26 protein-coding genes and 1 pseudogene are annotated in these 24,799 nt (G+C 41.5%); 8 read left to right on the forward strand and 19 right to left on the reverse strand.

Annotation, left to right across the window (positions count from 1 at the left end):
• Positions 1-110: 110 nt before the first annotated feature.
• From V7K67_RS18025 to V7K67_RS18035, 3 genes and pseudogenes are all read right to left on the reverse strand, one after another.
• Positions 111-272: pseudogene (locus V7K67_RS18025) on the reverse strand (aminotransferase class IV); the annotation flags it as partial.
• Between the two features lie 480 nt (positions 273-752).
• Complete coding sequence (locus V7K67_RS18030; RefSeq protein ID WP_334731184.1) at positions 753-1,175, reverse strand: GNAT family N-acetyltransferase; 423 nt, start codon at positions 1,173-1,175, stop codon at positions 753-755.
• A gap of 58 nt (positions 1,176-1,233) precedes the next feature.
• A complete protein-coding gene (locus tag V7K67_RS18035) occupies positions 1,234-2,022 on the reverse strand; it encodes a hypothetical protein (RefSeq protein ID WP_335167780.1) in 789 nt (262 codons plus the stop codon).
• A 611-nt stretch (positions 2,023-2,633) separates the two neighbouring features.
• On the opposite strand from V7K67_RS18035, the gene V7K67_RS18040 reads away from it, so the two are divergent.
• From V7K67_RS18040 to V7K67_RS18050, 3 genes are all read left to right on the forward strand, one after another.
• Positions 2,634-3,107, forward strand: a complete 474-nt coding sequence (locus V7K67_RS18040; protein ID WP_334731186.1) for a hypothetical protein — start codon at positions 2,634-2,636, stop codon at positions 3,105-3,107.
• A gap of 125 nt (positions 3,108-3,232) precedes the next feature.
• The gene (locus tag V7K67_RS18045; protein WP_334731187.1) at positions 3,233-4,084 is read left to right on the forward strand and encodes a hypothetical protein; all 852 of its coding nucleotides are present in this window, start codon (positions 3,233-3,235) and stop codon (positions 4,082-4,084) included.
• On the forward strand, positions 4,084-5,028 hold the full coding sequence (locus V7K67_RS18050) for a hypothetical protein (RefSeq protein ID WP_335167783.1): 945 nt from the start codon (positions 4,084-4,086) through the stop codon (positions 5,026-5,028). The genes V7K67_RS18045 and V7K67_RS18050 overlap by 1 nt, the downstream gene beginning before the upstream one ends.
• Before the next feature lie 295 nt (positions 5,029-5,323).
• Here V7K67_RS18050 and V7K67_RS18055 read toward each other — a convergent pair whose 3' ends face one another.
• Positions 5,324-6,541, reverse strand: a complete 1,218-nt coding sequence (locus tag V7K67_RS18055) for an acetate kinase (RefSeq protein WP_334731189.1) — start codon at positions 6,539-6,541, stop codon at positions 5,324-5,326.
• Between the two features lie 223 nt (positions 6,542-6,764).
• Positions 6,765-7,169 carry a hypothetical protein gene (locus tag V7K67_RS18060; protein ID WP_335167786.1) on the reverse strand — a complete coding sequence of 135 codons (405 nt, stop codon included), beginning with the start codon at positions 7,167-7,169 and terminating at the stop codon, positions 6,765-6,767.
• Between the two features lie 324 nt (positions 7,170-7,493).
• On the opposite strand from V7K67_RS18060, the gene V7K67_RS18065 reads away from it, so the two are divergent.
• Positions 7,494-8,372, forward strand: a complete 879-nt coding sequence (locus V7K67_RS18065; RefSeq protein ID WP_334705625.1) for a M48 family metallopeptidase — start codon at positions 7,494-7,496, stop codon at positions 8,370-8,372.
• A 5-nt stretch (positions 8,373-8,377) separates the two neighbouring features.
• Here the strand turns inward: V7K67_RS18065 and V7K67_RS18070 are convergent, their stop codons facing one another.
• Positions 8,378-8,500, reverse strand: a complete 123-nt coding sequence (locus V7K67_RS18070; RefSeq protein ID WP_335167789.1) for a hypothetical protein — start codon at positions 8,498-8,500, stop codon at positions 8,378-8,380.
• A 224-nt stretch (positions 8,501-8,724) separates the two neighbouring features.
• On the opposite strand from V7K67_RS18070, the gene V7K67_RS18075 reads away from it, so the two are divergent.
• The gene (locus V7K67_RS18075; protein ID WP_334731192.1) at positions 8,725-8,913 is read left to right on the forward strand and encodes a hypothetical protein; all 189 of its coding nucleotides are present in this window, start codon (positions 8,725-8,727) and stop codon (positions 8,911-8,913) included.
• 107 nt (positions 8,914-9,020) lie between these two features.
• Here V7K67_RS18075 and V7K67_RS18080 read toward each other — a convergent pair whose 3' ends face one another.
• The 10 genes from V7K67_RS18080 to kdpA (V7K67_RS18125) form a co-directional block, all read right to left on the reverse strand.
• Positions 9,021-10,481, reverse strand: coding sequence for a hypothetical protein (locus tag V7K67_RS18080; protein ID WP_334733243.1), 1,461 nt, complete (start codon positions 10,479-10,481; stop codon positions 9,021-9,023).
• Between the two features lie 97 nt (positions 10,482-10,578).
• Positions 10,579-10,833: a DUF7219 family protein gene (locus V7K67_RS18085; protein WP_335167791.1), complete on the reverse strand. Its 255-nt coding sequence runs from the start codon at positions 10,831-10,833 to the stop codon at positions 10,579-10,581.
• Complete coding sequence (locus tag V7K67_RS18090) at positions 10,833-11,384, reverse strand: pentapeptide repeat-containing protein (protein ID WP_334733241.1); 552 nt, start codon at positions 11,382-11,384, stop codon at positions 10,833-10,835. Before V7K67_RS18090 ends, V7K67_RS18085 begins: the two co-directional genes overlap by 1 nt.
• A gap of 139 nt (positions 11,385-11,523) precedes the next feature.
• Positions 11,524-13,224, reverse strand: a complete 1,701-nt coding sequence (kdpA, locus tag V7K67_RS18095) for a potassium-transporting ATPase subunit KdpA (RefSeq protein ID WP_334733244.1) — start codon at positions 13,222-13,224, stop codon at positions 11,524-11,526.
• 51 nt (positions 13,225-13,275) lie between these two features.
• Positions 13,276-13,674 (reverse strand): hypothetical protein, encoded by a 399-nt coding sequence (locus V7K67_RS18100; protein WP_334711920.1) that lies wholly within the window; start codon positions 13,672-13,674, stop codon positions 13,276-13,278.
• 144 nt (positions 13,675-13,818) lie between these two features.
• On the reverse strand, positions 13,819-14,217 hold the full coding sequence (locus V7K67_RS18105; RefSeq protein ID WP_335167794.1) for a TrkA C-terminal domain-containing protein: 399 nt from the start codon (positions 14,215-14,217) through the stop codon (positions 13,819-13,821).
• 839 nt (positions 14,218-15,056) lie between these two features.
• On the reverse strand, positions 15,057-15,695 hold the full coding sequence (kdpC, locus tag V7K67_RS18110) for a K(+)-transporting ATPase subunit C (protein ID WP_334711922.1): 639 nt from the start codon (positions 15,693-15,695) through the stop codon (positions 15,057-15,059).
• A complete protein-coding gene (locus V7K67_RS18115; RefSeq protein WP_179067355.1) occupies positions 15,695-15,961 on the reverse strand; it encodes a potassium-transporting ATPase subunit F in 267 nt (88 codons plus the stop codon). The genes kdpC and V7K67_RS18115 overlap by 1 nt, the downstream gene beginning before the upstream one ends.
• 6 nt (positions 15,962-15,967) lie before the next feature.
• A complete protein-coding gene (kdpB, locus tag V7K67_RS18120; protein ID WP_334711924.1) occupies positions 15,968-18,106 on the reverse strand; it encodes a potassium-transporting ATPase subunit KdpB in 2,139 nt (712 codons plus the stop codon).
• Positions 18,107-18,300: 194 nt separating this feature from the next.
• A complete protein-coding gene (kdpA, locus tag V7K67_RS18125; RefSeq protein WP_335167796.1) occupies positions 18,301-20,046 on the reverse strand; it encodes a potassium-transporting ATPase subunit KdpA in 1,746 nt (581 codons plus the stop codon).
• A 454-nt stretch (positions 20,047-20,500) separates the two neighbouring features.
• Between kdpA (V7K67_RS18125) and V7K67_RS18130 the strand changes: the two genes are divergently transcribed.
• Entirely contained in the window at positions 20,501-21,775 is a 1,275-nt protein-coding gene (locus V7K67_RS18130) for a sensor histidine kinase (protein WP_335167799.1), read from the forward strand.
• A gap of 25 nt (positions 21,776-21,800) precedes the next feature.
• Here V7K67_RS18130 and V7K67_RS18135 read toward each other — a convergent pair whose 3' ends face one another.
• Entirely contained in the window at positions 21,801-22,814 is a 1,014-nt protein-coding gene (locus V7K67_RS18135) for a 2-hydroxyacid dehydrogenase (RefSeq protein WP_334729157.1), read from the reverse strand.
• Positions 22,815-22,931: 117 nt separating this feature from the next.
• Here V7K67_RS18135 and V7K67_RS18140 point away from each other — a divergent pair, with 117 nt between their 5' ends.
• Together V7K67_RS18140 and V7K67_RS18145 are read left to right on the forward strand one after the other, a co-directional pair.
• Complete coding sequence (locus V7K67_RS18140) at positions 22,932-23,783, forward strand: Eco57I restriction-modification methylase domain-containing protein (RefSeq protein ID WP_334729169.1); 852 nt, start codon at positions 22,932-22,934, stop codon at positions 23,781-23,783.
• 123 nt (positions 23,784-23,906) lie between these two features.
• Complete coding sequence (locus V7K67_RS18145; RefSeq protein ID WP_442943866.1) at positions 23,907-24,137, forward strand: tyrosine-type recombinase/integrase; 231 nt, start codon at positions 23,907-23,909, stop codon at positions 24,135-24,137.
• 30 nt (positions 24,138-24,167) lie between these two features.
• On the opposite strand, the gene V7K67_RS18150 is transcribed toward V7K67_RS18145, so the two are convergent.
• Positions 24,168-24,548 (reverse strand): hypothetical protein, encoded by a 381-nt coding sequence (locus tag V7K67_RS18150; RefSeq protein ID WP_334729159.1) that lies wholly within the window; start codon positions 24,546-24,548, stop codon positions 24,168-24,170.
• A gap of 29 nt (positions 24,549-24,577) precedes the next feature.
• Positions 24,578-24,769 (reverse strand): hypothetical protein, encoded by a 192-nt coding sequence (locus V7K67_RS18155; protein WP_335167804.1) that lies wholly within the window; start codon positions 24,767-24,769, stop codon positions 24,578-24,580.
• Between the last annotated feature and the right edge of the window lie 30 nt (positions 24,770-24,799).

Raw genomic sequence — 24,799 nt, forward strand, 5'->3', positions numbered from 1 at the left:
CGCATTTTATACCCCTTATGCCTTTAACCTCGAAGATTGGACACAACAAATATTGTATCTTTTGTCAACTACTTTTACTCGACCGGCGCTCTAGTACTGGTTCGCTAGTGTAGAATTTGAGCGCCTTTGCGTAGACGGTTCCAATCTGGTTGCTGCCAACCAAAAGTTTGTAGTGAGAAAAGTAAGCGATCGCAGTGTGCTTGCCAATTAGTTAAATTACTATCTAGCGAGTTCTGATCAACTCGCAATGTTGTAAAAATAGTCGCCCCATAAAATGAAGAGTGCTGAGTTGAAAGACCGCGCCACTTGCGGGCGGGGTATCAACCTTCTCCTGACCAAAAGATTCCACCCACAAGGGGCGGGGCTTTTACCATAGTGCAAAAGTACTGAGTATTCAATCTTCTTTACTCAGCACTCAGTACTGAGTATGGTAAACCCGGATCGTTAATGTTTATTTCTAGGGTTTGAGAGTGAATTAATTTGCCGTAAAAGGGAACAGGGAACGGGCAACAGGGAACAGGGAAATCCCCATAATTAAAATTAGGGGATTTGTACAAGGACGTATTTTTTCTTGCGCTACGCGTCCCCTTAAAAAATGTTTTTATTTCTTTCATAAATAAATTTAGGGGCTTGTACCCTAAATCTTCGGGGCTAATTCTTGCACTGTTCCCTGTTCCCTCTTCCCTGTTCCCGCCCCGAAGGGGCTTGGTCATACCAAAAAATATTATTTGTCACAATCAGATTGTCTGTCGCTACAACTCCATTGAAAAGTGATGACTTGTAATGCTCATACGCTGCATGAGATAAAATCTATGAGCTGCAAATCGCTGAACACCAGAATCAAGACTAAGGTGTTTACAGTCATGATTTCTGGCATATTCAATTAGCCACTGAAATAACTGTTGACCATAGCTATGTGACCGCTTCAACTCATCAACAACTAAATCATCAATGTATAAAAACTTTCCCGATGATAAACAATTATAAATCCGAAATCCGGCGACCGCTACAGCTTGATTTTCTCCTTCCAAGAATGCAAGCTTATATCCTTCTTGCATTTGATATCTAACTTTTTCTACAAACTTAGTCTGCTCAAGGTGAGGGCGCAACTGGGAAATAACAGGAAAACACCCTAATATGTGAAAGTCCGATTCTGCCAATTGTATTGATATCATTATTATCCGACTAAATCATAAGTGAGAAATTTGTAAATAACTGGGCAATAGAATTATTTTAATCTTTAGGGGGAAGTACAATTTTATTAGTACCTTCAGGAGTTGTAATTACTTTTCCTCCCAAAGCTTCAATTTCCCTAATTGCTCGTTTCTGAGTTCTCTGATCAACATGATTATTTAAAACCATTGACCAGCTAGAAATTTGAGCATATCTACTGTTAGGATTTCGGCTCAGAAATTCAGCAGTTCTTTGGGAAGTATTAGCTATCACCTGACTCTCTGGATCTGAAAATTTACTAGCCCAGTTTGTCGCTGTTGCAAAAGATTTCTGGGCAGCTTTAGCGTTACCTAAAAATAATAACTCATCAACTCCTTTATAACGCCACACATAATAAGACTTTTCGGGAACCGAGGGAGATAGTGATTTTAAGCCTTTCTCTGATAGTGCGATCGCACGTTCTGGCATGCCAGCATACAATGAAGTACTGGTAGAAAGACTCCGATACGCTGCTAGAAATCGCGGGTCACGTTCTAGAATGACTTCAAAATATTCTGGACTTAAACTGTAACCTGTTCTATTCCGAACTTCATCATCTCCAAAATATTGTAGAAAGTTGAGATATACTAAGTCTGCAATGAAGTTATCATAACTAAAACTAGGCATTTTTTGGAGAAACTTAAGACGGAGATTTTCAGATTTTATTTCTTTCTGTAGAGTTTCTAAAGAGACAGATTGTTTGCGATTTATTAGTTTTTGCAATTGGGGAAATTGAATCAAGCCAACTCCTAAAATACACGCCCAAATTACAAAAGGTGTAGTAATAGCTTTACGCGATAACAACAACATATTTTTCTTGTTTTCCCAGGCATAAGCAACTTATTGTATATAACTTATTGTATATAATATGCTTTATGTAAAATTACTCAGTGATACAGTAGACAGAAGAACATCCACGCTCGAACAGATAAAAAAACCTTTAGTCAGAAGAGTTTAGCGGTGATGTAACGAATAAACAGAGACTTTTTCAAGGTTGTAATATTTGCTTGCAAGCCGCTACTTTACTCTTTGGTAACAACTAGAACGGAACTAGTCTATAGCAATCCTATTTGATTTACTCTCCACCATAGGCTCAGATCCCTGACTTCTTTAATAATTCAGGGATATTTTTGTTTGTAACTCCTGCTATAGATTGCTATATCTTTTCCTAAAGCAAACCTAAAAATAGGTATATCAGCAAACTCAGTACAAAAAAATAGGTGTTATATTGCAAATTAATATTTAAAGATATAGAGTATAATTTTTAACTTAATTTCTGCCAGTGTATTGAGCAGCAAGTTCTGAAAATTTTAAAGTTTCTTTGCTTTTACTTAGTTTTATTAAGTAAAGGCGGTAAAATTTCCAACATCATATAAAATGAGATTTTGTTGAAATTTATAACCTTTTACTTCCAGAAAATTATGGTAAATACTGTAAATCCTATAATTACGGATAACTTGGAAAGTAACGGACTAGCTGTTAGTGCAAGAAACAGTGATTTTAAAACAATAGTCACTAATCTTAATGCTGATAAAAAGGGATTGGATGTTGACGAAATTATTAATGCTATCAAAACAGTAATCGTTGAAGTGATTGATTTAAAAATCACTACTTGGGTTGCAGAGTCATCAGAGCAGTCACAAAATGAGATAACATCGGCATCTGCTAAACCAGGCAATCGAATATATACTCGAATTAATCTTGTTCATGGGGATATAGAAAATGAAATTGGTAGTCAATTTACTGATAGCGGTCCCTATAAAGAAATTCGCGAATTTCATTTAACTCAAGTTAAAGAAAGTCGGGAGATTATTCACAAGAATATAGAAAGCGTGGAAAAATTATATGGATTTTTGATGGAAATAGTTAAATCTCACAAAAAACCACAACTGTAAGCATTATTTGTTAGTTATTCAAACTAAAGCATCAACAGCAACATCTTTAGGTTCATTTGCGTATATCTAGCTATCAACACAAAGCTACAGCCAGATTAGTCAGAACTGTAAGAGGATGAGACATTATGTCTAATGAGATTAAAATTAAAGACCGAAATGGTACTCGATCTGAAGATATTCAAAAAAAAGCTAGAGGCTTGTTAAACAATTTAGTATCGTCTGTACAGACATTAGTTTCTGACATTACAGCTTTAGAAGTGAATACGATGGTTGTGGATAGAATTAATGCCTCAAAGTTTAATGCTTGGCAGGCATATCAAGAGATATATTCGATACGCGATCCAGATTACTTTAAGGCAAAAGGAATTCCAAAAGAAGGTTCTCAAGCTCAAGAACTGCGTAAACGTTATAAAAGTTTATTTGACCAACTGGAAAGAGAATATTTTTACCTTCTTCTTGAGGAGGGTTCAGATTTTTATAATCCTCAGGATGAGAGGGTAAAACGATATCATCAGAACCTTGAAGAGGCGAAAAAACATCAACAAAATCTTGTTGAAGCCGATCAGGAGAACGTGAAACTAGCTGAACCAATACTACCGGCTCCAACTCCTGTTCTAGATGATAAGGATGGAAATAATCAAGATGATTGGATTGAAAATTTTAAACAAGTTCAAAGACTTTTAGAAAATGATAAATTTGTTCGGACTCTGCGTAAAATGACTGAACTAAAAGCTGCCCTGGATGGTATTAATATTACAAGTACCAAAACTGATATTATTTATGCTCAAACTGTCATGCAGATAGATGGAGATATTATTACTCGTTACAATAAAGAACTGTTTAGTTTATCTGAAGACGCTAAAAACTTAATCATTAATACACATAATCAAGGAGTAGTTTCTGGTGAGAAGCAGTGGCGTGGAACATTTAGTTTTTTGATTAGTTTGGTACAAAGTATCGCAAATTTATCTCAATAATGAACGCTGATATAACAAAAATAGATCGCCAAACTGATGTTGCACTCTCTCTTTCTCTACAGGTTCCTCAGGGCGATCGCTTTGAACTTAAGGTTGATCAAGGACAGTGTAGTTTTTACCTAAATGATAGAGTTGTAGAACAGATTCAGCAAGCACAAAAAACTGGTATTTCTCTATATATTCCACCAAAGCTGATAATTTCTCTCTGGTATTACGCCTGCTTCAGCAAGAATATTGTAATTGAAAATAAAAAGCAAATTACTGAAAAACAGTTTAATAAAGTTTTTTACGTTATTGTTATAGTTAATCTTTTAAAATTATTTTTGAGTAAAACTGCACGGGTAAAAATAGCATTACAGTCTGGAGTCACCTTTAATTCTTACTATCAGCAGCCTCAATCAAATTCAGATACTTATGAAGAAGAAGACATCATTTTGCAAAGCACTATTCTTCTTCATGGTGATATATTTAACAAAATTAAGTGGAATTTTATGCAGAATTCCAACTGCTCAATAATTGTCTCGGCTCATTATTGGCTGACTGAACAAGTATTAAGCTCCTTTCGGACTAAATTAAATCTACTAGTTTGGGAGGTAGCTTCGCTGTTTCCTGCTGCGTTAGTAGTCTATAATCTGTATCCAGCAAATTTGATGCTATCAATATTTGCTTTGATAGGTTTTACTATATTATTTGCAACTACCCGCTATGTACTCGTCAGTCAACTGCAAAGATGTACTTCTATCAACTCTAAATTTATAACTTGGTGGGCATGGTCGCTAATTTGCCTTATCCCTAGTGTTTTTATTGGTGCTGCTAGTGGATTTAAAAATGTTAATGCCTTATTATTGCCGCTTTTGTCACTTATCGCCCCAAAACTTGCGGAGTATATTTTAAATTTTATCGGGCCACGAGTTGGGAAACTGCTCATCCGTCGGTTCCTATGATTTTGAGTATATAAATAATAAATTTAACAAACAGAATTCAGGAGTCAGAATTCAGAATTGAATTTTGAACGAAAAAGCGGATAGCGTAGCTAAGCCTTTGTCTTCTCCCTTGGCGTTAGCCTCTCCCAATGTGATTCGGGGAGACGCAATCATGCGAACGAGCGTCTGAATAAACGGCGTTTAAGACCCCCACTAAATCGGAGATTTAGTGGTCTTTAATGAGTGGTGGGTCTGAATCCCCCACTCATTAATTCTGACTCCTGAATTCTGAATTCTTTTTCAATAATTCTTTTTTTTACTGTTTCAAAAGTTGCCAACATTGTTGAGCGATCGCCCAATCTTCTTGAGTATGAATAACTAATATACGTACTGCTGAATCAGGTGTAGCAATATCCTCATCCACAGGCTGCTGTTGATTTTTTTCAAGGTCTATTTTTAGTCCAATAAATCCAAAGGCTTCACAGGCGGCTTGGCGAATTTGCCAAGAGTGTTCACCCACACCTGCTGTAAAAACTAAAGCATCTAATCCCCCCAAGCTAGTAAGCATTGCGCCGATCGCAGAACGCAAGCGATGCACGTAGATATCCCAGGCCAGTTGAGCGCGGGAATTACCTTGAGCGATCGCCTCTCTCACCTCACGCATATCGCTAGATACACCCGAAATTCCCTGTAAACCAGAATCTTTATTTAATACATGATTCAACCCTTCTACAGTGTAATTACAGTACTGTAATAGGTAAATCAGAATCCCCGGATCAACTGAACCAGAACGACTACCCATCATTAACCCTTCTAGGGGCGTGAATCCCATAGTGGTATCAATACTGCGACCGTTTTTAATTGCCGCTAAAGAGCAACCATTACCCAGATGGCAGATAATTAACCGCTCAGATGCGACATCTCGACCGAGAATTTGGACAGCACGTTGAGAACAATATTGGTGACTAATACCATGAAACCCATAGCGACGAATACCTTGCTCTACCCACTGATATGGGCCGGGATAGATTGCTGCTGCATCGGGTAAAGTGCCATGAAATCCGGTATCAAAGGCTGCTACTTGGGTGATATCTCCTAAGATTTTTTCAATTGCTTCTATACCTTCCAAACCCACTGGATTATGTGCTGGAGCAAGATTAGATAGACCTGCGATCGCCTTTTTGACATCCTCCGTAATTACCACACTATCTCGATAATCTTCTCCACCATGTACTATTCGATGCCCCACCACATCGATTTCTGACAACCGATCAATTACCTTGGTAGCATCATGATTAAGTGTATTGAGCATATAGGTGAGGTGCGCCTGGGGAGAATCACCAGAGATTGATTTTTGCAGCGTTCCACCCGAAGCAGTTTTTACCTCAATTTCTGCCACAGCCCGATCTTGAGTCCAGGTGATTTTCCCAAACCAAATGGGTTGGGGTGCTTGGGTGGGGAGAGCTTCATCTGCAATTTCATACAGACAACTCTTTTGGCTGCTCGATCCAGCATTCAGTACTAATATCTTCATAGTGACAACAAAAAAAGACGATCTCCTTTGATCGTGTCACTAATTCTAGCTTCATGTAGCCCATATTTAATGCGTCCTTACTTCAATCCCCTAGATTTATCTATGGGGTTACTCAGCACTCCTGAACCCTCCTTCTACTGTTCGGGGATACGGTATACAGTTTGAAGATGCAGGTTTTATCTTTACAAGGGCAGGAACTAGGAAGCGAGGAGAAATGGCTTGGTCAGTTATCACTTCGTAGGTTAATTGGGCGGATGTCGCGGATCTTGAGGGTTCTTTTGCCTGCGTTATCGTCGTCATCAATCGTGACGAGGTATTTCACGACCGTATGGTTTGCATTTCCACCAGTTATGGTGACAACAAATGCTGAGTAAGTGTTAGTGTTTGTGCCACAACCACTTCGGTCATGGAAGGTTTGATTCCATTCACCAATATGGACACCCTCGCCTCGTGGCTCATCACCACTTTGTTTAATTTCATTGAGGAGAGCTACTTTCAGTTGAGATAGCTTTGATTTTTGATCAGCAAGCATAAGTTTAAGAAACCGATCGCGATTAAACTGGTCAAGGTTGCTGCCGTTGCTGCATTTATCTTCGTAGTTGGCAGAAGCGGAATCCGGGCTGGTCATCACCAGTGCTGGGATCTTGGGAGACTGAGCGGCGTGCCCACTTGTTGTTGCTAGTGCGAGAACACATAAAGTAAAAAAACCAAAGCGCATTGAATTTTCCGAGCGTGAATTAGTGTGTCCAATCAAGATTAACTGCAACGGACACTAAAGGACAGAGTTTGCTCGGTAGGCGTATGCAGCAAAGGGGTGAAATGAGCAGTGATACCGAAAGTTACGAGTATGCAAGAAAGGAAACCCCCTACTGAAATCGTTATACTAACTGTGGGAGGCTGTTTATCTATCCAGCCAGATTCCATAGTTGTGTTTTTTATAGCTTGTTGCACTATGTCCTTCTTCAAAACCCCGCTGATTGGTTTAAAAGCTGACTCATTTCGTCATCCATTAGACCTGGAAGCTACCAGAGCGCTCAAGCAGATACCAGGCATAGATATGTTAGTGCGAAATTGGCTTGGGCCAATGGCCGAGCAGGTTTTCTATGTGGAAAATATTGCCTCCAGCATTTTGGTGGGTGAAAACCAACTGCCCGATTTATACAAATTATTGTTAGATGCCTGTAAAATTCTGGACATAGATCCTCCCCAGTTGTATGTCCGGCAGCATCCGGCTCCCAACGCCTATACTTTTGCTGTGCGGGGTAAGCAGCCCTTTGTTGTGCTACATACTTCCCTGATTGATATGCTCACACCAGAGGAAATACAGGCAGTAATTGCCCATGAGTTGGGGCATCTCAAGTGCGATCATAGTGTTTACTTGACTCCTGTAAATTTATTAATATTAGCTGCGGCAATTGTGCCCAATGTCGGCACCTTTGTTGCTCAAGCTATACAGGCACAGCTTTTAGAATGGGTACGCTGTGCTGAGTTTACCTGCGATCGCGCCGCACTACTAGCAACCCAAGACCCCAAAGTTGTCATGTCAGTGTTGATGAAGTTGGCAGGTGGTTCTCCCACCTTAGCGCCACAACTAAATCTCGATGCCTTTGTTGCTCAAGCCCGCGCTTACGATGATATTAGTAAGACTGAACTAGGTGAAATGGTCAAAGCTGCCCGTACAGCGCAATTAACCCATCCAGTGCCAGTGCTACGGGCGCGAGAAATTGATCGCTGGGCAAGCAGCACAGAATATCAAACTCTGTTGCAAACTCACGGACTGAAGTCTACTAATAATGAAGTTGCATCTAAAGGTGGGTGGCGCAATTGGTAGAGTTACTATTCATCGAAAGCGACGGGAAACTCCATCCCCAGGTGTCTGTAGAGGGATAGTCGCCCCGTCGCTTGGGCCAAACAGGGCATTGGGCATTGGGCATTGGTAACTTCTTCCCCATTCCCCATGCCCTAAAACTCCATCCCGCAAGTGGCGTGGAGTTTTTTATAACTACTTTTATGCTTTGTGCAAGGGAAGGCGAGATCCTTCTCATCTACTAGACATTTCTAGAAATTAAATATGCTTTACCCAGAATCCTTTGTAGGGACAATTCATGTAGACGCAAAGCGGCTTCCCGCAGGGTATTGTCCCTACGCCAATTCTTTAGATGTCTATTATTTAGGCCATTGACTTGCAAGACTTTCAACCGGACGAAACTCAACCTCTGCTGGCAGGCTTTAAGGATTGGGTGAGCAACCCAGAAGTTATCCTCAGCGCCATCCTATTCTGGACTGGGGGACAGCTGTTTCTTACCCAAAAACTCTGCTTGGCTCTCCTAGTCCAGGATGGGGCGTGTCTGTCGTATTCTTGGTCAGGATAGTGAAGGTTTACCTAAACTCAGAGCATTTGAAAATGCTGAGGCTCACAAGAAAAAGGTTTCAGAAAACTTTCCCAGATAAATAATGGCCTGTTTGGCAAAGGTCACATTTATACGAGAATTTCGCTCGATTTTGTGCCATTTCTAGATTTTACCTTCTTGTTTTTTACCCTAATTTGTGGTAGGTCTTTTTTGTCTTTGTAAAAGTAACAGATTTCCACTAGAGTTGGCCATATTTCTAGAGAACCGTGGAATTGGCTAATGACATCATCGATAATTCTGGAAACGTTTTGCTGAAAAAAGTCTGGTTCAAATCCATAAAATACTCTCGATAAATTCTCAGCAAATAATTGAAGAGACAGTTTACGTTCTTCATTCTGGGCAGATATTGAAGCCTTGATTACCTGTCTGTGGATAGCAGCAATTTTTTCCAGGATTTCCTCAGAGTCTTGCAATGTTACCTCGCCAGAGTAATCGAACTTGATTCCCAAGTCATCAAGATGATAAACACTACTTTTAATCTTCCTTTTTAGCAAGCTACATATTTCTTCATTAAATAGTTCACTGGCTAGAGGATTACGCATATAGTTATTTCTAATATGGTTTTGGACAGCATCAACGTGTGCAGCCACGATGCCCTCTTGCTGTATCCAAATCCTGTAGATATAATCTTCAAATCTGAGTCGAGTTGGAAAAAATGGTGGTAAACCGAGCTGATTATCATATCCAGCGACCCCACAATCCATTCTCCAGTTTTTGTTAGTAATAACAGGTCGAAAATTAGTAAGAATATAAAAATCATTTAGGTCATTTGGACTAATTTGGTTTTCATCATTGAGATACATGTGAATAAAATCAAGTGTATCGATATCATTAGTCCCGGTGCGAAAAGTTTGGGCAATCTTGACGATGGCATTATTTAATACTCTCCCTGGTTGTAATAAGAGGCTGTTCTCTCGAAAGTAACCCTTAGTTGTGTTAGTTTCTAAATCCATTGCTGTATCAACAACCAATTCTCCAGCCTCGAAGTTTTCTGGTACATGACTGGCTTTTTGACCGAGAACATCACCAAAAGCTGTGAGTAAGTCAAAAGATTTATGGACGTAGCCACCTTGTTGGTTGGACTTGATTAATTTCCCTCGACATATTTCATCACCTGATAAAGATTCTGGGCTAGTTTCAATTAAGGCATCTGGTCGCATGTCGTCATCGGCACTAACCATTAAATGCCCAAGAGTGTACATCAGCGTGAAGTTGCGATTTCCTCCATAACTAGGTCGGAATAGGTTTTTGACTAGTGATTCTAGCTTGCGATCGCGCAGTCTTTCGTTTAAAAATGTAATAAATTGTTCTTTCTGTTGAGGCCCGACATAAAACACATCATTGACTGTCTTAGTCTGCTCTAAAAGCGGGTAATATTTCTCATGGTTGGCAATGCTGGAATCATCAAAGACGATAATTTTTAAAGCATGACCATTTGCCCAGAAATTCTCATCATATTTTTCGATAGTCTGTGCTACATCTCTCAGTCGATGAGTCGGGATAACAAATACCGTTTCTTTCTGTTTCATAAAATCTGTTCAGGTTTCTCAAGTAAAATTTTAGAAATTCAAACTCTATTTTAAGGCTCTCAGTTAACTACTCACTGCATTGAATTAGTTAACTAAATTAAACCGATAAATCGCTACTAATCTCCAGCTTGTTTTTACTATCCTCCAACCTTTTCCATAGTGCCTCAATTTGACTGAATGCTTCTTCTGGAGATAGCTTTCCACCAGTTTCTAAGCTAGTAATGTAGCCAATTTTTTGAGAAAACTCTTGGAGGTTGGCATTAAATATTAGGTTGTTTGGCTGAAATTTACCGTGGTAGCGATCGCGAGGATAGAGAAAGCTATTTTTATCTTCGTAATTTGGTTTTAGCATTAATTTACTCCTGATGACAAGCTGAATTTTTTATTTATTTGGGGCTGATTGCAGCGACCTGATTTAATCCCATTTGGTAATACTGTTTCGCAGATAGTGACAGAATTACGACCTTGAATATCATTGTTTTTTGAAGCTTTGATGAGATTTGCATAACTAAGATTGGCATTCCTAAAATCAGTTCCTTCTAAGTTAGATGCTGACAAATTTGCCTTTTGTAAATCAGCATCAGTTAGCAATGTATTCTTAAGAATAGCTCCAGTTAAATCCGCTCCTTGGAGATTTGCTTCTCGAATATCTGCCCACTCTAAATTTGCATACCGGAGATTAGCATTTTTTAGGTTAGCTCCCTGAAGATTTGCCGCTCGCAAGTCAACTTGTTCTAAGTTCGCTCCCGAAAAGTTCACTGCCGATAAATTGCAACTGAAACATTTTCTTGTTTCTTGAAGCTGTTGAATTCCATGCTGTCGAAGCAAATCATTACCTTGGCTAACCAACGAGGGAGTCAGGACAAACGGTATCGGAATCAGGAGTCGAAAAAGGGGATTCATAAATACAAACTCCAGTCTAAAAGTGAGAAATTAAAGGTTATACCAATTTGAAAAATGATTGTGACAGATGGTTTCACAAAACCCAGACATAGAAAGCGATTCCCAATCCAAAATCTAAAATCTAAAATTCAAAATGGTATTATCTTCCTATCGCAATTTGGAAGGCTTCAGCAACAGGCCCTAGAACCAAAACAGGAAAAAATGTCAATGCTCCCAGAATCAAAATGATGGCGGCAGTCACGCTAGTAAATAGTTTGGTATCTGTATTTAGGGTGGCAATTGAGGTAGGTATAAGTTGCTTGCACGACAGGCTATCTGCTAGCAGTAATAAAGCAATAATCGGAATAAACCGTCCCATCCAGAGGGTAAATGCTGTTGTCAGGTTCCACCACAAGGCAGTCGGGGCGGGTTGGGTGTCTGCTAAACCTTCAAAGCCGGAACCGTTACCCGCAGCTGCCGAGGCATACTCATAAATCACCTGGGTAAAACCATGAAAGCCAGGATTGCTCATACCTGCAAGTTGCTCAGGAAAAGCTAGGGTAATGGCACTAGGGAGTAAAATTAATAGCGGGTGGATCAGAATAATTACGCTGGCGAGGGTAATTTCCCGTTTTTCGATTTTTCGCCCCAAAAACTCTGGGGTTCGTCCTACGATTAAGCCAGTCAGGAACACTGCCAAAAACATATACACCACCAAAGAAGCGGCCCCAGTGCCCATTGCTCCCCAAATCACTTGCAAAAACAGGTTGAGCAAAGCACAAAATCCACCTGAGGGCATCAGCGAGTCAAAGGCACCATTAGCAGAACCAGTCATGGTTGCTGTTGTGGTGATGGCGAATAACGCAGTTTCCGCCCAGCCCAACCGGACTTCTTTACCTTCCAAATTGGGCTGCTGATTACCTAGCAGGGCATTAACGGCGGGATTGCCCTGATATTCACCGATCGCAGTTACACCAATTAAGATTACAAAAATGGCGAACACCATCCACAATAGTCGGCGACTCTGTTTTAAGTTACCGATGAAGATGCCGTATGTATGAAGTAATGCTGTAGGAACCAGTAACATTGCCACCACTTGCACCAAATTTGTACCGCCATTGGGATTTTCAAAAGGATGAGCCGAGTTGCCACCAAAGAAGGCTCCGCCGTTTTCACCCAACATTTTGATGCTTTCAAAGTGGGCGATGGGGCCACGAGCGATCGCCTGGCTTACTCCCTCTAAGGTGGTAATATTTACAGGGCCGCCCAGAGTTTCCGGCACACCACCCAACATCAACAACACTGTACTGACAATAGCGATGGGTAGCAGGACTCGCGTTATCGAGCGAGTCAAATCTACGTAAAAGTTGCCCAAAGTTCTACCTGTTAAGCCGCGAATGAAGGCAATTCCTACCGCTAATCCGGTGGCTGGCGCAACAAACATTAAGAAACCCAAGGCTGTGATCTGGCTCAGGTAAGACATTGTGCTTTCTGGGACATAGTGTTGCAAATCGGCAGCAACTAAGAACGAAATGGTGGTGTGTAATGCTGTGTCCCAAGTGGGCATCCCTAAATTGGTAGGATTCAACGGTAGTAAGCTTTGAAACATCAGCAGTAGTAGTGCCAAAACTGCCATTGCTGTATTGCTAAGTAGAACAGCGATCGCATAAGTTGTTCCAGTCATGCTCTCTTGTGGTTCAATACCAATGAGGAGATAAATTAAGTCCTCCAATGGGTTCATCACTGCATCGAGCCAAGTTCTTTCCATGAAAAAGACTTCAGCTAGGTAGTGTCCAATGATGGGTACTGACGCCACAACTAGGAACAGGGTGAGGAAGATTTGCACAAAACCTTGGAGCATAATCGGTAAGCGTGACATAAAGCGATCGCTATAGTGTAGCGAGAAACTCACCTATTTAGGACTGTAATCAGAGCAATTGAGTGCTTGTATAGTTAGAGCAATAGCGGGCTGTACTGCACATTTTAGATAACGGTTGTTGTTAAAAAATTGACAGCTTTCACAGGGATGTTGCTGTAAATATTTGATGCTTACTATTTCGTCTTTATCTTGTGCCGCATTTTCTGGGGGATCTTCTAGCGCTTTACAGAAAGATGAAACGAGATAAACGACCATTGCCCAAACAATCATGAATGAAATGTGAGCCAAAAATACTGCGACAAAGGGGATATCTCCGTTTTGTGCTTTTGTGTCATTATGTGTTAGCTTCGTCAGGTTCGCTTCAAGTAGAGTTGAGTGATGAACACTTTGTTGGGCGGATACATAAAGTCGGAAAAACTCTGAAGTATGCATATTAAAAACCTTTAGTCAGTCGAACTCAGATTTAGTAAAGGTCATCTAAATTAAGCATCTTCGCAAACTAGTGAGAAACTACTATCTTGCTTAGTTTCCATCCCAGATTTTGGAGGGAATTTGCCGATGTGAATGTTCATCTGTCTAATAATATGTGGAATTGAAATTAGTTGTTAAATCTGAGTCATCTGAATTAACAGATTGCCCGTCTGCTGGTCGAGCTTCCAATAAGCAATAGTTGAGGGAATAGTAAACAGAATGAATTTTCTTGAGAGTGACTTTGAGAGCGGGAACCATCATCGGATGGGTTGCTATTGCTAAAATGTAGTCTCCAGCAAAAATAGTAGGATTATCTGTTGCTGAAATTACTTGAATTTCTCTTAAAATTCCTAGAAAAACACATTTTTCAGGTAACTGAATTTCACTTAAATTAAGACCGCAGTAAACGCTATTAGATTGGATTAAAACACCAAAGAGGCTTGGCTCTAAAACTTTTTTGTTTTTCAACACAAAATATTTTTTAACTCTAATAGTATTGTGCAATATTTTACAGATAAAACATGTTTCCTTGTAGATATATTTTCAGGATATATAAAATGTATTAAAAAATAAAAGATATGTTTAGTAATTAGATAAATAGGCATATATTTAAAGATATAGCTTTGATATAGCAGCCCGAAATCATTTATAGAAATCTCTCTTTATGATGTCTCTGTGTTAACCTGCGGAAAGCCGCTAAGTAAGTCGGTGAGAAAAATTCAATGTATATGAAGAAATATAAATTAGCTGTAGGGTGTGTTATGCCTTATAGCAACGCACCTGAGATTGTTGACCAAGCCCCTTCGGGGCGGGAACAGGGAAGAGGGAACAGGGAACAGTGCAAGAATTAGCCCCGAAGATTTAGGGTACAAGCCCCTAAATTTATTTATGAAAGAAATAAAAACATTTTTTAAGGGGACGCGTAGCGCAAGAAAAAATACGTCCTTGTACAAATCCCCTAATTTTAATTATGGGGATTTCCCTGTTCCCTGTTGCCCGTTCCCTGTTCCCTTTTAAGGTGCGGCGCTTGGCGACAACACACCCGACATTAAAATTCCTTAACATAGCTGGAAATATTAGCACCGACTTACTTATGCCTCTACGATTAAAAAATATTTTTCACAATTCATTTAGGATTGCTACAGCGCTTCTCTATTGAGTTCAATACAGACCTAATCTCTAAAATCATCTATGATCAAGAAGATCCCCGACTTCTTTGAGAAGTCGGGGATCTAAACCTTGCGATTTTTACCAATCAGATAGGATTGCTATATAAATAATGATTCCGAATAGGAGGTGTAGAAAAAATTAGAAACACCCCCTTTTCACTATTTCCCAAACCTTTATCCCTTAATCTGATCGAGAGCTAAATTCAGCTTTAAAACATTAACTCCAGGTTCGCCAAAGATGCCGAGAAAGCGACCATCGGTATTTTGGGAAATTAAAGTTTCGAGTTGGTTCGGTTGAACTCCCCGCGCCTTGGCTACTCGTGCAATTTGCGCTGTGGCAGCTTCCGGGGTAATGTGGGGGTCAAGGCTGGAAGCAGAAGTGTAGACTAAATCGCCAGTGGGTTGCACACCTGCTTTTTTCAGACGAGTTAAGTCACCTTCAATTTTTTTGGTGGGGTCAGGGTCATCTTTACCTTTGATGCGTTCCAGTAATGCGGGATTACTGGGAGCCAAGTTACTAGCACCGGAAACTCCGGTTTTCAAAACTCCCCCATCGTCCTTTTTGGGATCGGCTGTGCTGTAGCTCGTGGTGCTGGGACGGCTGTTAAAATAGCGATCGCTAGTAAAAGGTTGACCAATTAAGGCAGAACCGACAACTTGACCGGCGCTATTTTTCAGTAGACTACCATTTGCTTGAAACGGAAACACAATCTGCCCAATGGCAATCATTGCAAAAGGATAAATAATTGCTCCAATTACCCAGAGTACCAAGGTAGAACGAATAGCTCTACTAGCTTCGCGTGCAAAACTCATTAAAATTTCTCCGGTACAAACATTACAAAGAATAAATAGATGGAAAGTCCTAGCGTCGTCAGTCCTAACAATCCCAATCCCCAAGATTGACTGCGGGAAAGTTCTTCACCAGTAGCGGCATAGACCATAGGCGCAACCACTAGGTTGAAACACATCGCCAGGAACAAATACAGTGGTAGCTTTTGTCTACGCCATTGATACCAGATTTCAGTTATTTCTTCTAATACTTGGGCAGCAATCGCGCGGCGGAGATGAACAGGTTTCATAGTAAATTAAGACAAAGGTAGGATAATATCTATCAGTTTGATGGCAATGAAGGGAGCAATGATGCCGCCAAGACCATAGATCAAGATGTTGCGACGTAGCAGTTGATCTGCTGTTAAAGGTAAAAACTTCACACCTTTAAGTGCTAGCGGAATTAATGCGGGAATAATCAGGGCGTTGTAAATCAGCGCCGAGATAATCGCAGATTGGGCACTCTTTAATCCCATAATATTCAGTGCGCCGATGCCAGCCGCAGCAAAAATCGTGGGAATGATGGCAAAATACTTGGCAATGTCGTTAGCGATGGAGAATGTTGTCAATGCACCACGAGTAATTAGTAACTGTTTACCTATGGTTACTAGGTCAATTAACTTCGTGGGGTCAGAGTCTAAGTCCACCATGTTAGCAGCTTCTTTGGCAGCTTGCGTCCCAGAGTTCATTGCCACACCCACGTTTGCTTGAGCGAGGGCAGGTGCATCGTTCGTACCATCTCCAGTCATTGCTACCAGCTTACCCTGAGATTGTTCCGAGCGAATCACCTCAATTTTGTCTTCTGGAGTTGCTTCAGCAATGAAATCATCCACCCCAGCCTCTTCGGCAATTACCGAAGCCGTAATTCGGTTGTCACCTGTCAGCATGACGGTGCGAACACCCATGCGGCGGAGTTGGTCAAACCGTTCCCGCAGTCCAGGTTTGACAATATCTTTGAGGTAAATAACCCCATAAATATCGTCATTTTGGCAGACAGCTAAGGGTGTACCTCCTAACCGGGAAACTCGCTCATAAGCTGCGTCTATATCATCAGGAACCTGGCCGCCACGAGAACGGACAAACCCCTTAATGGCATCTACCGCCCCTTTCCGAATTTGTTTGCCATCAGGTAAATTCGTACCGCTCATCCGGGTTTTTGCAGAAAATTCCACACCTTCGGCTTTGTCGATATTGAAATCTACCCCAGCCTGGGACTTTTCTGCTAGTATCACAATTGACTTGCCTTCTGGCGTTTCGTCAAACAAGCTAGCAGCTAGGGAAACTCGCGCCACGTCTATTAGTGAGTGGTTATTCAAGGGAATAAACTCGTCAGCCATCCGATTACCCAGTGTGATAGTGCCTGTCTTATCTAACACCAGGGTATTGATGTCACCGCAGGCTTCTACCGCTCTACCAGAAGTCGCAATAACATTAAATTGGGCAACTCTGTCCATCCCCGCAATCCCGATCGCACTGAGCAAACCACCAATAGTTGTGGGAATCAAAGCTACCAGTAGTGAGATGAGAATGGCAACGCTAGCACCTGTACGCAAACTGTTTCCCGCTTCAGGGCCAAAGGCTGTGCTGATAAAGGTGGCGATGTAGCCCACGTAGGGGGGAATGGTTGACACTACAATCAAGAACACCTGTGTTAGTACTGCTAGCAATACTGTCAAAGCAATTTCATTGGGTGTCTTGGTGCGTTGTGCCCCTTCTACCAGGGCAATCATGCGATCGATAAAGCCTTGACCAGGATCAGCACTAATGCGAATCGTCAACTCGTCGGAAAGTAAGCGTGTACCTCCTGTCACCGAACTGGCAATATCTGTACCTGGTTGCTTTAGTACAGGGGCAGATTCCCCAGTAATGGCCGACTCATCCACTGAGCCAATGCCTTTAATTACATCCCCATCGGCGGGAATCATGTTATTGGCAACCACTTGAACTAAATCGCCCCGTCGCAGTTCTGTAGAATTGACTTTTACTATTGAACCATCAGGGAGGATTTTGTTAGCGATCGTATCCGATCGCGTTGATCGCAGTGAATCAGCCTGTGCTTTACCGCGCCCTTCCGCTACGGCTTCGGCAAAGTTTGCAAAAACGAGTGTGAAAAAGAGAATGAAGGTAATCAACCCATTCAAGAGGCGTTGTTGGTTGATATCTGCCTGAATTGTGCCAAATAGATTTGGGTTAAGGGTGACAAGAAAGGTGACAATTGTCCCTACCCAAACAACAAACATGACTGGGTTTTTGACAGTAATTCGAGGATCGAGCTTGAGAAATGACTCACGAACTGCTCTCTGGTAAAGTCCCTTCAAATCAGCTTTGGGAGTATGCTTGCGTGAGTCACGAGTTCCAGATGGAATACGTGAAGGAGAATCAGTAGTAGTTGGCATAGATTAAATTTTAGGGAATTGGGGATTGGGGATTGGGGAAGGTGGGGTCCCCTCTGGGGATAAGGGGTAATGGGGATTGGGGATTAGGGATTAGGGATTGGGGATTAGGGATTAGGGATTGGCAAAAAAATTAAGTCCTTAGTTCCTAGTACCCAGTACCCAGTACCCAGCCCCCAGTACCCAGCCCCCACTCCCTACCCGATACCTTTGGCGATAAAAAAGGCTTCACCGATGGGCCCCAATGCCAGCACTGGGAAGAATGTGAGTGCGCCCAAGATTAAAATTACGCCTGCGGTGACGCCTGTAAATAGTCCGGTGTCGGTTCGTAATGTACCAGTTGTGTAGGGAACAGCTTGCTTGCGGGACATACTATCTGCTAGCAGCAACAGACCGATGATTGGTACATAGCGTCCGGCTAAGAGGCTGAAGCAGGCACTCAGGTTCCACCAGAGGGCGGTTACGGTAGTTTTTGTGCCAGTTGCGATCGCCAAGGGAGAGGGTTGTGAATCGCCTAAACCTTCAAACCCAGAACCGTTGTTAGCCGCAGCTGAGGCATATTCATAGATAACTTGAGAAAAGCCGTGAAAGCCAGGATTGCTAATCCCTGCCAGTTGGTCAGGAAAAGCTAAGGCGATTCCCCCCGGAATCAAAATGGCGATGGGGTGAACTAGCAAAATCAGGAAGCTAGCCAGGACGACTTCACGCTTTTCAATCTTGCGTCCCAGAAATTCTGGGGTGCGTCCCACCATCAGACCTGTGACGAATACCGCTAGGATGCTATAGGCAAACAGGTAAGCTGTTCCAGTACCCTGTCCACCCCACATGATTTGCAGGAACATATTCGAGAGAAAAATAAAACCGCCTGCGGGCATGAAGGAGTCGTGGAAACTGTTGACAGCGCCGCACATAGTACCAGTTGTACTGACTGCAAATAGCACAGATTGTGCCCAACCAAAGCGGACTTCTTTCCCCTCTAGGTTCGGTTGCTGACTGCCCAAAAGCGTATTTACAGCCGGATTGCCGTTATATTCTCCAATGGCGGTGACAATCAGAAATCCGATAAAAATTACACCCACCATGCCATAGAGTAACCAGGCTTGTTTGATGTTATTTGCAAACAACCCATAGGTATAGATCAGGGATGTGGGAATCGAAAGCATTGCCACGATCTGAATTAAATTAGAAAATCCGTTGGGATTTTCAAAGGGGTGTGCCGAGTTGACAGAGAAAAAGCCGCCGCCGTTTTCTCCTAATTGCTTAATAATTTCAAAATGGGCAACTGGACCAAGAGCGATCGCCTGACTGATGTTAGGGTCTTCTAAGGTCGGAAATACTGCTGGGCCAGCTAAGGTTTCTGGCATACCAAGGGCAATAAAGATAATGCCACCGACAATACTAATCGGCAGCAAAATTCGGGTAATCGAGCGAATTAGGTCTACATAAAAGTTACCCAAAGGTCTACCCGTCAACCCTCGAATAAAGGCGATCGCGACTGCGATACCTGTTGCAGCGGAGGTGAACATGTGGTAGCCCAGCCCCAACATTTGACTACCGTAGCTCAAGTAGGTTTCACCAGAATAGTGCTGCTGGTTGGTATTGGTAATAAAGGAAATAGTGGTATGTACTATAGTGTCCCAGGTTGGGGCATCTATCTTGGTTGGGTTAAGCGGTAGCCATCGCTGATTTGCAATCAGGAAGAAAATCAGCAACATCATAACTACATTGCTGTACAAGATTGCTCGCGCATACTGCCAACCCGTCATATTTTCTTGGGTTTGAACGCCAACCAAAGAGTAAAGCACTCGCTCAACCGGATTCAAAATCACGTCTAGAAAAGTTCTTTGCTCTAGGAATACACGCGCCATGTATCTCCCAAAGAAGGGAGTAATTGCTACTATAATTAGCAGCGTTAATGTAATTTGAATCCATCCTTGTAACATGAGTTAGTTAAACTCCGATATGAGTAAATTTGAGATGTTTATTAGATATTTTACTTTCATGATTCACAAAAATAGATGAAGTATATTAGCATGTTACATGCCAAAAGTTTGAGCCAAATTTATCTGAATAATTGCCTAATAAGTACTCAGTATCGGTGTCAATCGTGCAACTTTCTCCTATCTTAAAAACACTACTTACTATGTATTTAGGTGCTTTTGATATCAATGATGTAACTTTTTTTGTCAGAATACAAGGTATAACTTAATATTTAAACTGAGATATATGAGTCAGTCCGCTCTTGTATATCTAAACATATAGAGTATTTAGCTGTATATATATCTGCAAGTATAGAAATCAAATAAGATTGTAAATAAACAGTTATTTGGCAAAAAAGTCAACTGATTCTTTGAAGATTGGTTAGATTTAATAAATAAGCTTACTGCTGATATATCCATGTTCCAGAAGCTAACCAAAAAACTTGTTAAGTATCCCAGCAACTTACATTTGATGATATTGGATTTATGGCAAAAGATAAGGGAAAGGAAAAAGGTTAAGGCTAGTAAGGAATTATTTTCCCATTCACCCTTACCCCACAGCTTTCTTGAAGGTCAACCTTCACCCTTATTATTTTCCCCTTCTCCGGCTTCTGTAAGAAGTATATTCTGGTTGATTGTGGGATTATTTACAGTTGTAGTGTTGTTGGAGTTCTCTACACCACCAGACTACGTTTTTGGTTATCTTTATATCGGCCCAATTCTGCTAGCAAATGCTCGTCTAGGTCGAATGTTGACATTGCAATTAACTCTAGTTGCTTGTGTTTTAACGATTTTGAATGTGTGGGTTCCAGGCATTTACTCGGTGAGTGGTGCGACAATCGCCAGTCGATTAATTGCAATTTTAGCCCTGATTGTGACAGGTATTCTCAGCGATCGCAACCGTCTATATCAAGAAACACTGCTGCAACAAGAAGTCAAACTTCAAGCACAAGAGAAGCTAGCCAGTGTCCGCGAAGATTTTGCTTCCACCCTCACCCATGACCTGAAAACTCCTCTGTTAGGAGCAATTGAAACCTTACAAGCTTTTGAACGAGAAAATTTTGGTTCTGTGATTCCTGTGCAAAAGCAAGTTTTGGCTACAATGATTCGCAGTCATAAAACTAGTTTGCAGATGTTAGAAACACTTCTGGATGTCTATCGCAATGATTTAGAAGGGTTGAAGTTGCGTTTAGCACCTGTTGATTTAGTGGGGATTGCTGAAGAAGTAGCAACAAATCTAACTCAACTGGCTTCTAGTCGTCGTGTCTACATTTCGTTCAATTATGGTGCATCAGACTTTCGCCAATTCCTTTGGGTTTATGGAGATGCTTTTCAGTTGCAACGCGTATTTACTAATCTATTGACTAATGCCATTAACCACTCTCCTCGTGGTAGCAAAGTGGAGGTTGTATTAGAGTCTGGTTCTTCTTATCAAACAGCCAAAGTCATAGATGCTGGAGCAGGTATAAAGCTAGAAGAACTACCACATCTATTTGAGCGGTTTTACCAAGGAAACAGCGATCGCCAAGCTAAAGGTTCAGGCTTAGGGTTATACTTGACCCGTCAGATTGTGGAAGCACATGGCGGTAAAATCTGGGTGGAAAATCGAAATCCTCACGGTGCCATTTTTGCATTCCGCTTACCTGCTTTGCCTTTCCAAGGGACAGAATTAAAAATTAAAAATTATAAATAATTCTGAATTCAGAATTCTGAATACTCTACCCACAAGCTGAATTCTGACTCCTGAGTTCTGAATTCTTCTCATAAACTTCAGGGTTGACACAATCAGCCAAACGATCGCCTCTCAGTCCTGCGATTAAGTTAGCGATCGCCATTGTTGCCATTTTTGAGCGCGTTTGACGGCTGGCACTGCCAATATGAGGTGCAATAATTAGATTTTCTAAGGTCAACAACAGGCTATCGCTGGGAATCGGTTCAGGTTCGGTGACATCCACAGCCGCAGCGGCAATTTGACCACTGGCAAGGGCACGATAGAGAGAATCTGGATCGACAATAGTTCCTCGCGCCGTGTTAATCAAAATAGCCGCTCGCTTCATCAACTCAAATTGGCGATCGCTAATCAAATGGTAAGTATCATCAGCCGATGGTGTATGCAGTGTCACAAAATCCGACTCTTGCAGCAAGTGTTCTAACGTAGCAAACTCTGCACCTAGAGATTGTTCTAACTCTGGGCTGCATCGTTGTCTACTCGTATACAAAATCTGCATTTCAAAGCCTTTGGCACGACGAGCAACTGCTTGTCCAATCCGCCCAAAACCGACAATTCCCAAGGTAGCACCCGTAACATTTGGCCCCAATAACAAATCTGGTTCCCAAGTCTGCCACAAACCTGCACGAGTAAACCGATCTGCCTCCACTACTCGCCGTGCAGCTGCCATTAATAATGCCCAGGCAAAATCTGCGGTAGCATCGGTTAACACCCCAGGAGTATTACCAACGGGAATTTGTTGTGCCGTAGCGGCGGCAATGTCAATGTTATCGTAACCCACCGCCATTTGACTGATGACTCTGAGTTTCCCTGACTCGATGAGTTGGCGATCGATTTGGTCAGTCAGCAGACATAACAAACCATCTATTTCCTTGACTTTTTCTAGTAAAATTTCGTAGGGAGGGGGCTGGCGTTCTGGCCAAACTTCGACAATGGCGAGCGATCGCAGTTCCTCTAATTCGATGGGTAGGCGACGAGTAATGAAGACTTTAGCCGGAAGCATAGTTTTAAAATAATTTTTGGATAAAGGGACGCTTCTTGCATCAGTTCTCCTTAAAATATCATGGCGTAAATTCAAAACCTGATAAAGTTGGTTTTTGTTCTGTGAAAATGAGCCGTGATGTTCCAATCAAGCAGTAGAGAGTCTACAGACAATCATCACAAGCCGTTGAAATTTACAAGCTTGTCGAAATGTTCTGCCAGAAACTTACTTGGTAAAGTAGACCTTCTGAGGATTGCTGCAAGCTTGAAACAGGATCAAAAGCAAAAAGGAAAACTGGGTCAATTTTTGACTCCTGCTCCAGTCGCAGAATTAATGGTTGGGATGTTTGGCGAACTTAATCTTCCTCAAATATCTCTACTTGATGCCGGAGCAGGAGTTGGCTCATTACTTGCAGCCTTTGTGGCTAACCTTTGTCAGAGCCAACAACGCCCAGCCAATTTAGATATTGTTGCCTATGAAATTGATCCTTTTCTGATTGGGTATTTACGTCAGACATTGCAATTATGTGTAAGAGAATGTCAAATAGCTGGGATTTATTTAAACTATGAGATCCGGAATACGGATTTTATTGAGGATGCAGTCAGACTTCTTGGCCCTAGTTTGTTCGATAATCCTGACAATTGCAGATTTACCCACGCTATTCTCAATCCCCCATATTTAAAAATTAACGCTCATTCCAAAGTTCGTGATTTGTTACGTTCTATAGGATTAGAAGCCAGCAATCTATATACAGGTTTTATCGCTGCTACAGTTCAGCTTCTTGAATCAAGAGGAGAGCTTGTAGCTATTTCGCCGCGTAGTTTCTGTAATGGCCCATATTTTAGAGACTTCCGCAGAATGTTTTTGGAAATGATGGCTTTAGACCAGATACATCTCTTTGAATCCAGACAAGAAGCTTTTAGTGATGATGAAGTTTTGCAGGAAACGATTATCATTCATCTGACTTTTCACGTCATGTGGAAAAGCTAACGATTGACCTAACCCCCTAGCCCCCTTCCCGTTTCGGGAAGGGGGAAAATTCAAAGTCTCTCTCCTTGTAGGAGAGAGATTTAGAGAGAGGTTTTCCAGATACCGTGAAAAGTCAGGGAGGCAATCAGGCGACTGGTGGATGGGCTGTGCAAGCAAGCGGGAATTACTAAGAAGATGTCACCCCATCGCATCCGCCACAGTGCGATTACTACAGTATTGGATTTGAATAATGGCAACTACCGTGCTACCCAGCGTTTCAGCAGACACGCCCAAGTGCAAACAGTATTGAAATATGATGATAACCGCCAGCGCTTGCAAAAGCAGATGAGCGACTCAATATCAGAATTGATTTAGAAAAAAGCTCAAAATATTGATCTGCTGGAGTTAGATATTATTAAGAAGCAAATTGTGGGGATTTTTCAGGATAAAATGATTGTCAACTTTTACTAAATCACCTGTGCAGCGAATTGGTAAACGTTCCTGATAGGCTTTAATGGCTAAGATATAATCATGGTTCGCTAGTTCGGTTTTAACTTCCTGCAATTTATCAAAAACTGTACATAGTAAAGTAATTTCTCCACTCAGTTTATCAATTTGAGGAGTGGCAATTTGCATAACCACACCTTGGACGGTGAAATTGGGATAGTTGGTAATAAATTCACTTAATATTTCAACTTGGTCACGATTTTCTACTGTCTCCAATGTTTTTAATATATCGCTGATTCTTTCGGCATAATCTCCTAAACTATGTTGGAGAGGTAGCAAGATTTCATATTCATCAGCAGCAGATTTTTTCAGTCGCCAAATTGCCCCGGCATCATTATATATACGCCCTGTTTCATGCCACAGCCTGTTGCTTGCAAATGTGCCTGTATTACATTGGGGTTAACAGTTTTGAGTATTTCACTATCTTTGATGGTAACTTTCACGGGTTTTTCTCCAAAACTAATGCGTTGAATGATGGATTGGAGTGATAAGGGTGTCAACTGATTACTACGGGGTATTTCAATGTATAA

The sequence above is a fragment of the Nostoc sp. genome (assembly GCF_036917155.1).
GTDB lineage: Bacteria > Cyanobacteriota > Cyanobacteriia > Cyanobacteriales > Nostocaceae > Nostoc.

What these genes read in the sequence shown, in the direction of transcription:
- V7K67_RS18030 (WP_334731184.1), bottom strand. Translation starts at nt 1,175, where the DNA reads ATGATATCAATACAATTGGCAGAATCGGACTTTCACATATTAGGGTGT.
- V7K67_RS18035 (WP_335167780.1), bottom strand. Translation starts at nt 2,022, where the DNA reads ATGTTGTTGTTATCGCGTAAAGCTATTACTACACCTTTTGTAATTTGG.
- V7K67_RS18040 (WP_334731186.1), top strand. Translation starts at nt 2,634, where the DNA reads ATGGTAAATACTGTAAATCCTATAATTACGGATAACTTGGAAAGTAAC.
- V7K67_RS18045 (WP_334731187.1), top strand. Translation starts at nt 3,233, where the DNA reads ATGTCTAATGAGATTAAAATTAAAGACCGAAATGGTACTCGATCTGAA.
- V7K67_RS18050 (WP_335167783.1), top strand. Translation starts at nt 4,084, where the DNA reads ATGAACGCTGATATAACAAAAATAGATCGCCAAACTGATGTTGCACTC.
- V7K67_RS18055 (WP_334731189.1), bottom strand. Translation starts at nt 6,541, where the DNA reads ATGAAGATATTAGTACTGAATGCTGGATCGAGCAGCCAAAAGAGTTGT.
- V7K67_RS18060 (WP_335167786.1), bottom strand. Translation starts at nt 7,169, where the DNA reads ATGACCAGCCCGGATTCCGCTTCTGCCAACTACGAAGATAAATGCAGC.
- V7K67_RS18065 (WP_334705625.1), top strand. Translation starts at nt 7,494, where the DNA reads ATGTCCTTCTTCAAAACCCCGCTGATTGGTTTAAAAGCTGACTCATTT.
- V7K67_RS18070 (WP_335167789.1), bottom strand. Translation starts at nt 8,500, where the DNA reads ATGGGGAATGGGGAAGAAGTTACCAATGCCCAATGCCCAATGCCCTGT.
- V7K67_RS18080 (WP_334733243.1), bottom strand. Translation starts at nt 10,481, where the DNA reads ATGAAACAGAAAGAAACGGTATTTGTTATCCCGACTCATCGACTGAGA.
- V7K67_RS18085 (WP_335167791.1), bottom strand. Translation starts at nt 10,833, where the DNA reads ATGCTAAAACCAAATTACGAAGATAAAAATAGCTTTCTCTATCCTCGC.
- V7K67_RS18090 (WP_334733241.1), bottom strand. Translation starts at nt 11,384, where the DNA reads ATGAATCCCCTTTTTCGACTCCTGATTCCGATACCGTTTGTCCTGACT.
- kdpA (WP_334733244.1), bottom strand. Translation starts at nt 13,224, where the DNA reads ATGCTCCAAGGTTTTGTGCAAATCTTCCTCACCCTGTTCCTAGTTGTG.
- V7K67_RS18100 (WP_334711920.1), bottom strand. Translation starts at nt 13,674, where the DNA reads ATGCATACTTCAGAGTTTTTCCGACTTTATGTATCCGCCCAACAAAGT.
- kdpC (WP_334711922.1), bottom strand. Translation starts at nt 15,695, where the DNA reads ATGAGTTTTGCACGCGAAGCTAGTAGAGCTATTCGTTCTACCTTGGTA.
- V7K67_RS18115 (WP_179067355.1), bottom strand. Translation starts at nt 15,961, where the DNA reads ATGAAACCTGTTCATCTCCGCCGCGCGATTGCTGCCCAAGTATTAGAA.
- kdpB (WP_334711924.1), bottom strand. Translation starts at nt 18,106, where the DNA reads ATGCCAACTACTACTGATTCTCCTTCACGTATTCCATCTGGAACTCGT.
- kdpA (WP_335167796.1), bottom strand. Translation starts at nt 20,046, where the DNA reads ATGTTACAAGGATGGATTCAAATTACATTAACGCTGCTAATTATAGTA.
- V7K67_RS18130 (WP_335167799.1), top strand. Translation starts at nt 20,501, where the DNA reads ATGTTCCAGAAGCTAACCAAAAAACTTGTTAAGTATCCCAGCAACTTA.
- V7K67_RS18135 (WP_334729157.1), bottom strand. Translation starts at nt 22,814, where the DNA reads ATGCTTCCGGCTAAAGTCTTCATTACTCGTCGCCTACCCATCGAATTA.
- V7K67_RS18140 (WP_334729169.1), top strand. Translation starts at nt 22,932, where the DNA reads ATGTTCCAATCAAGCAGTAGAGAGTCTACAGACAATCATCACAAGCCG.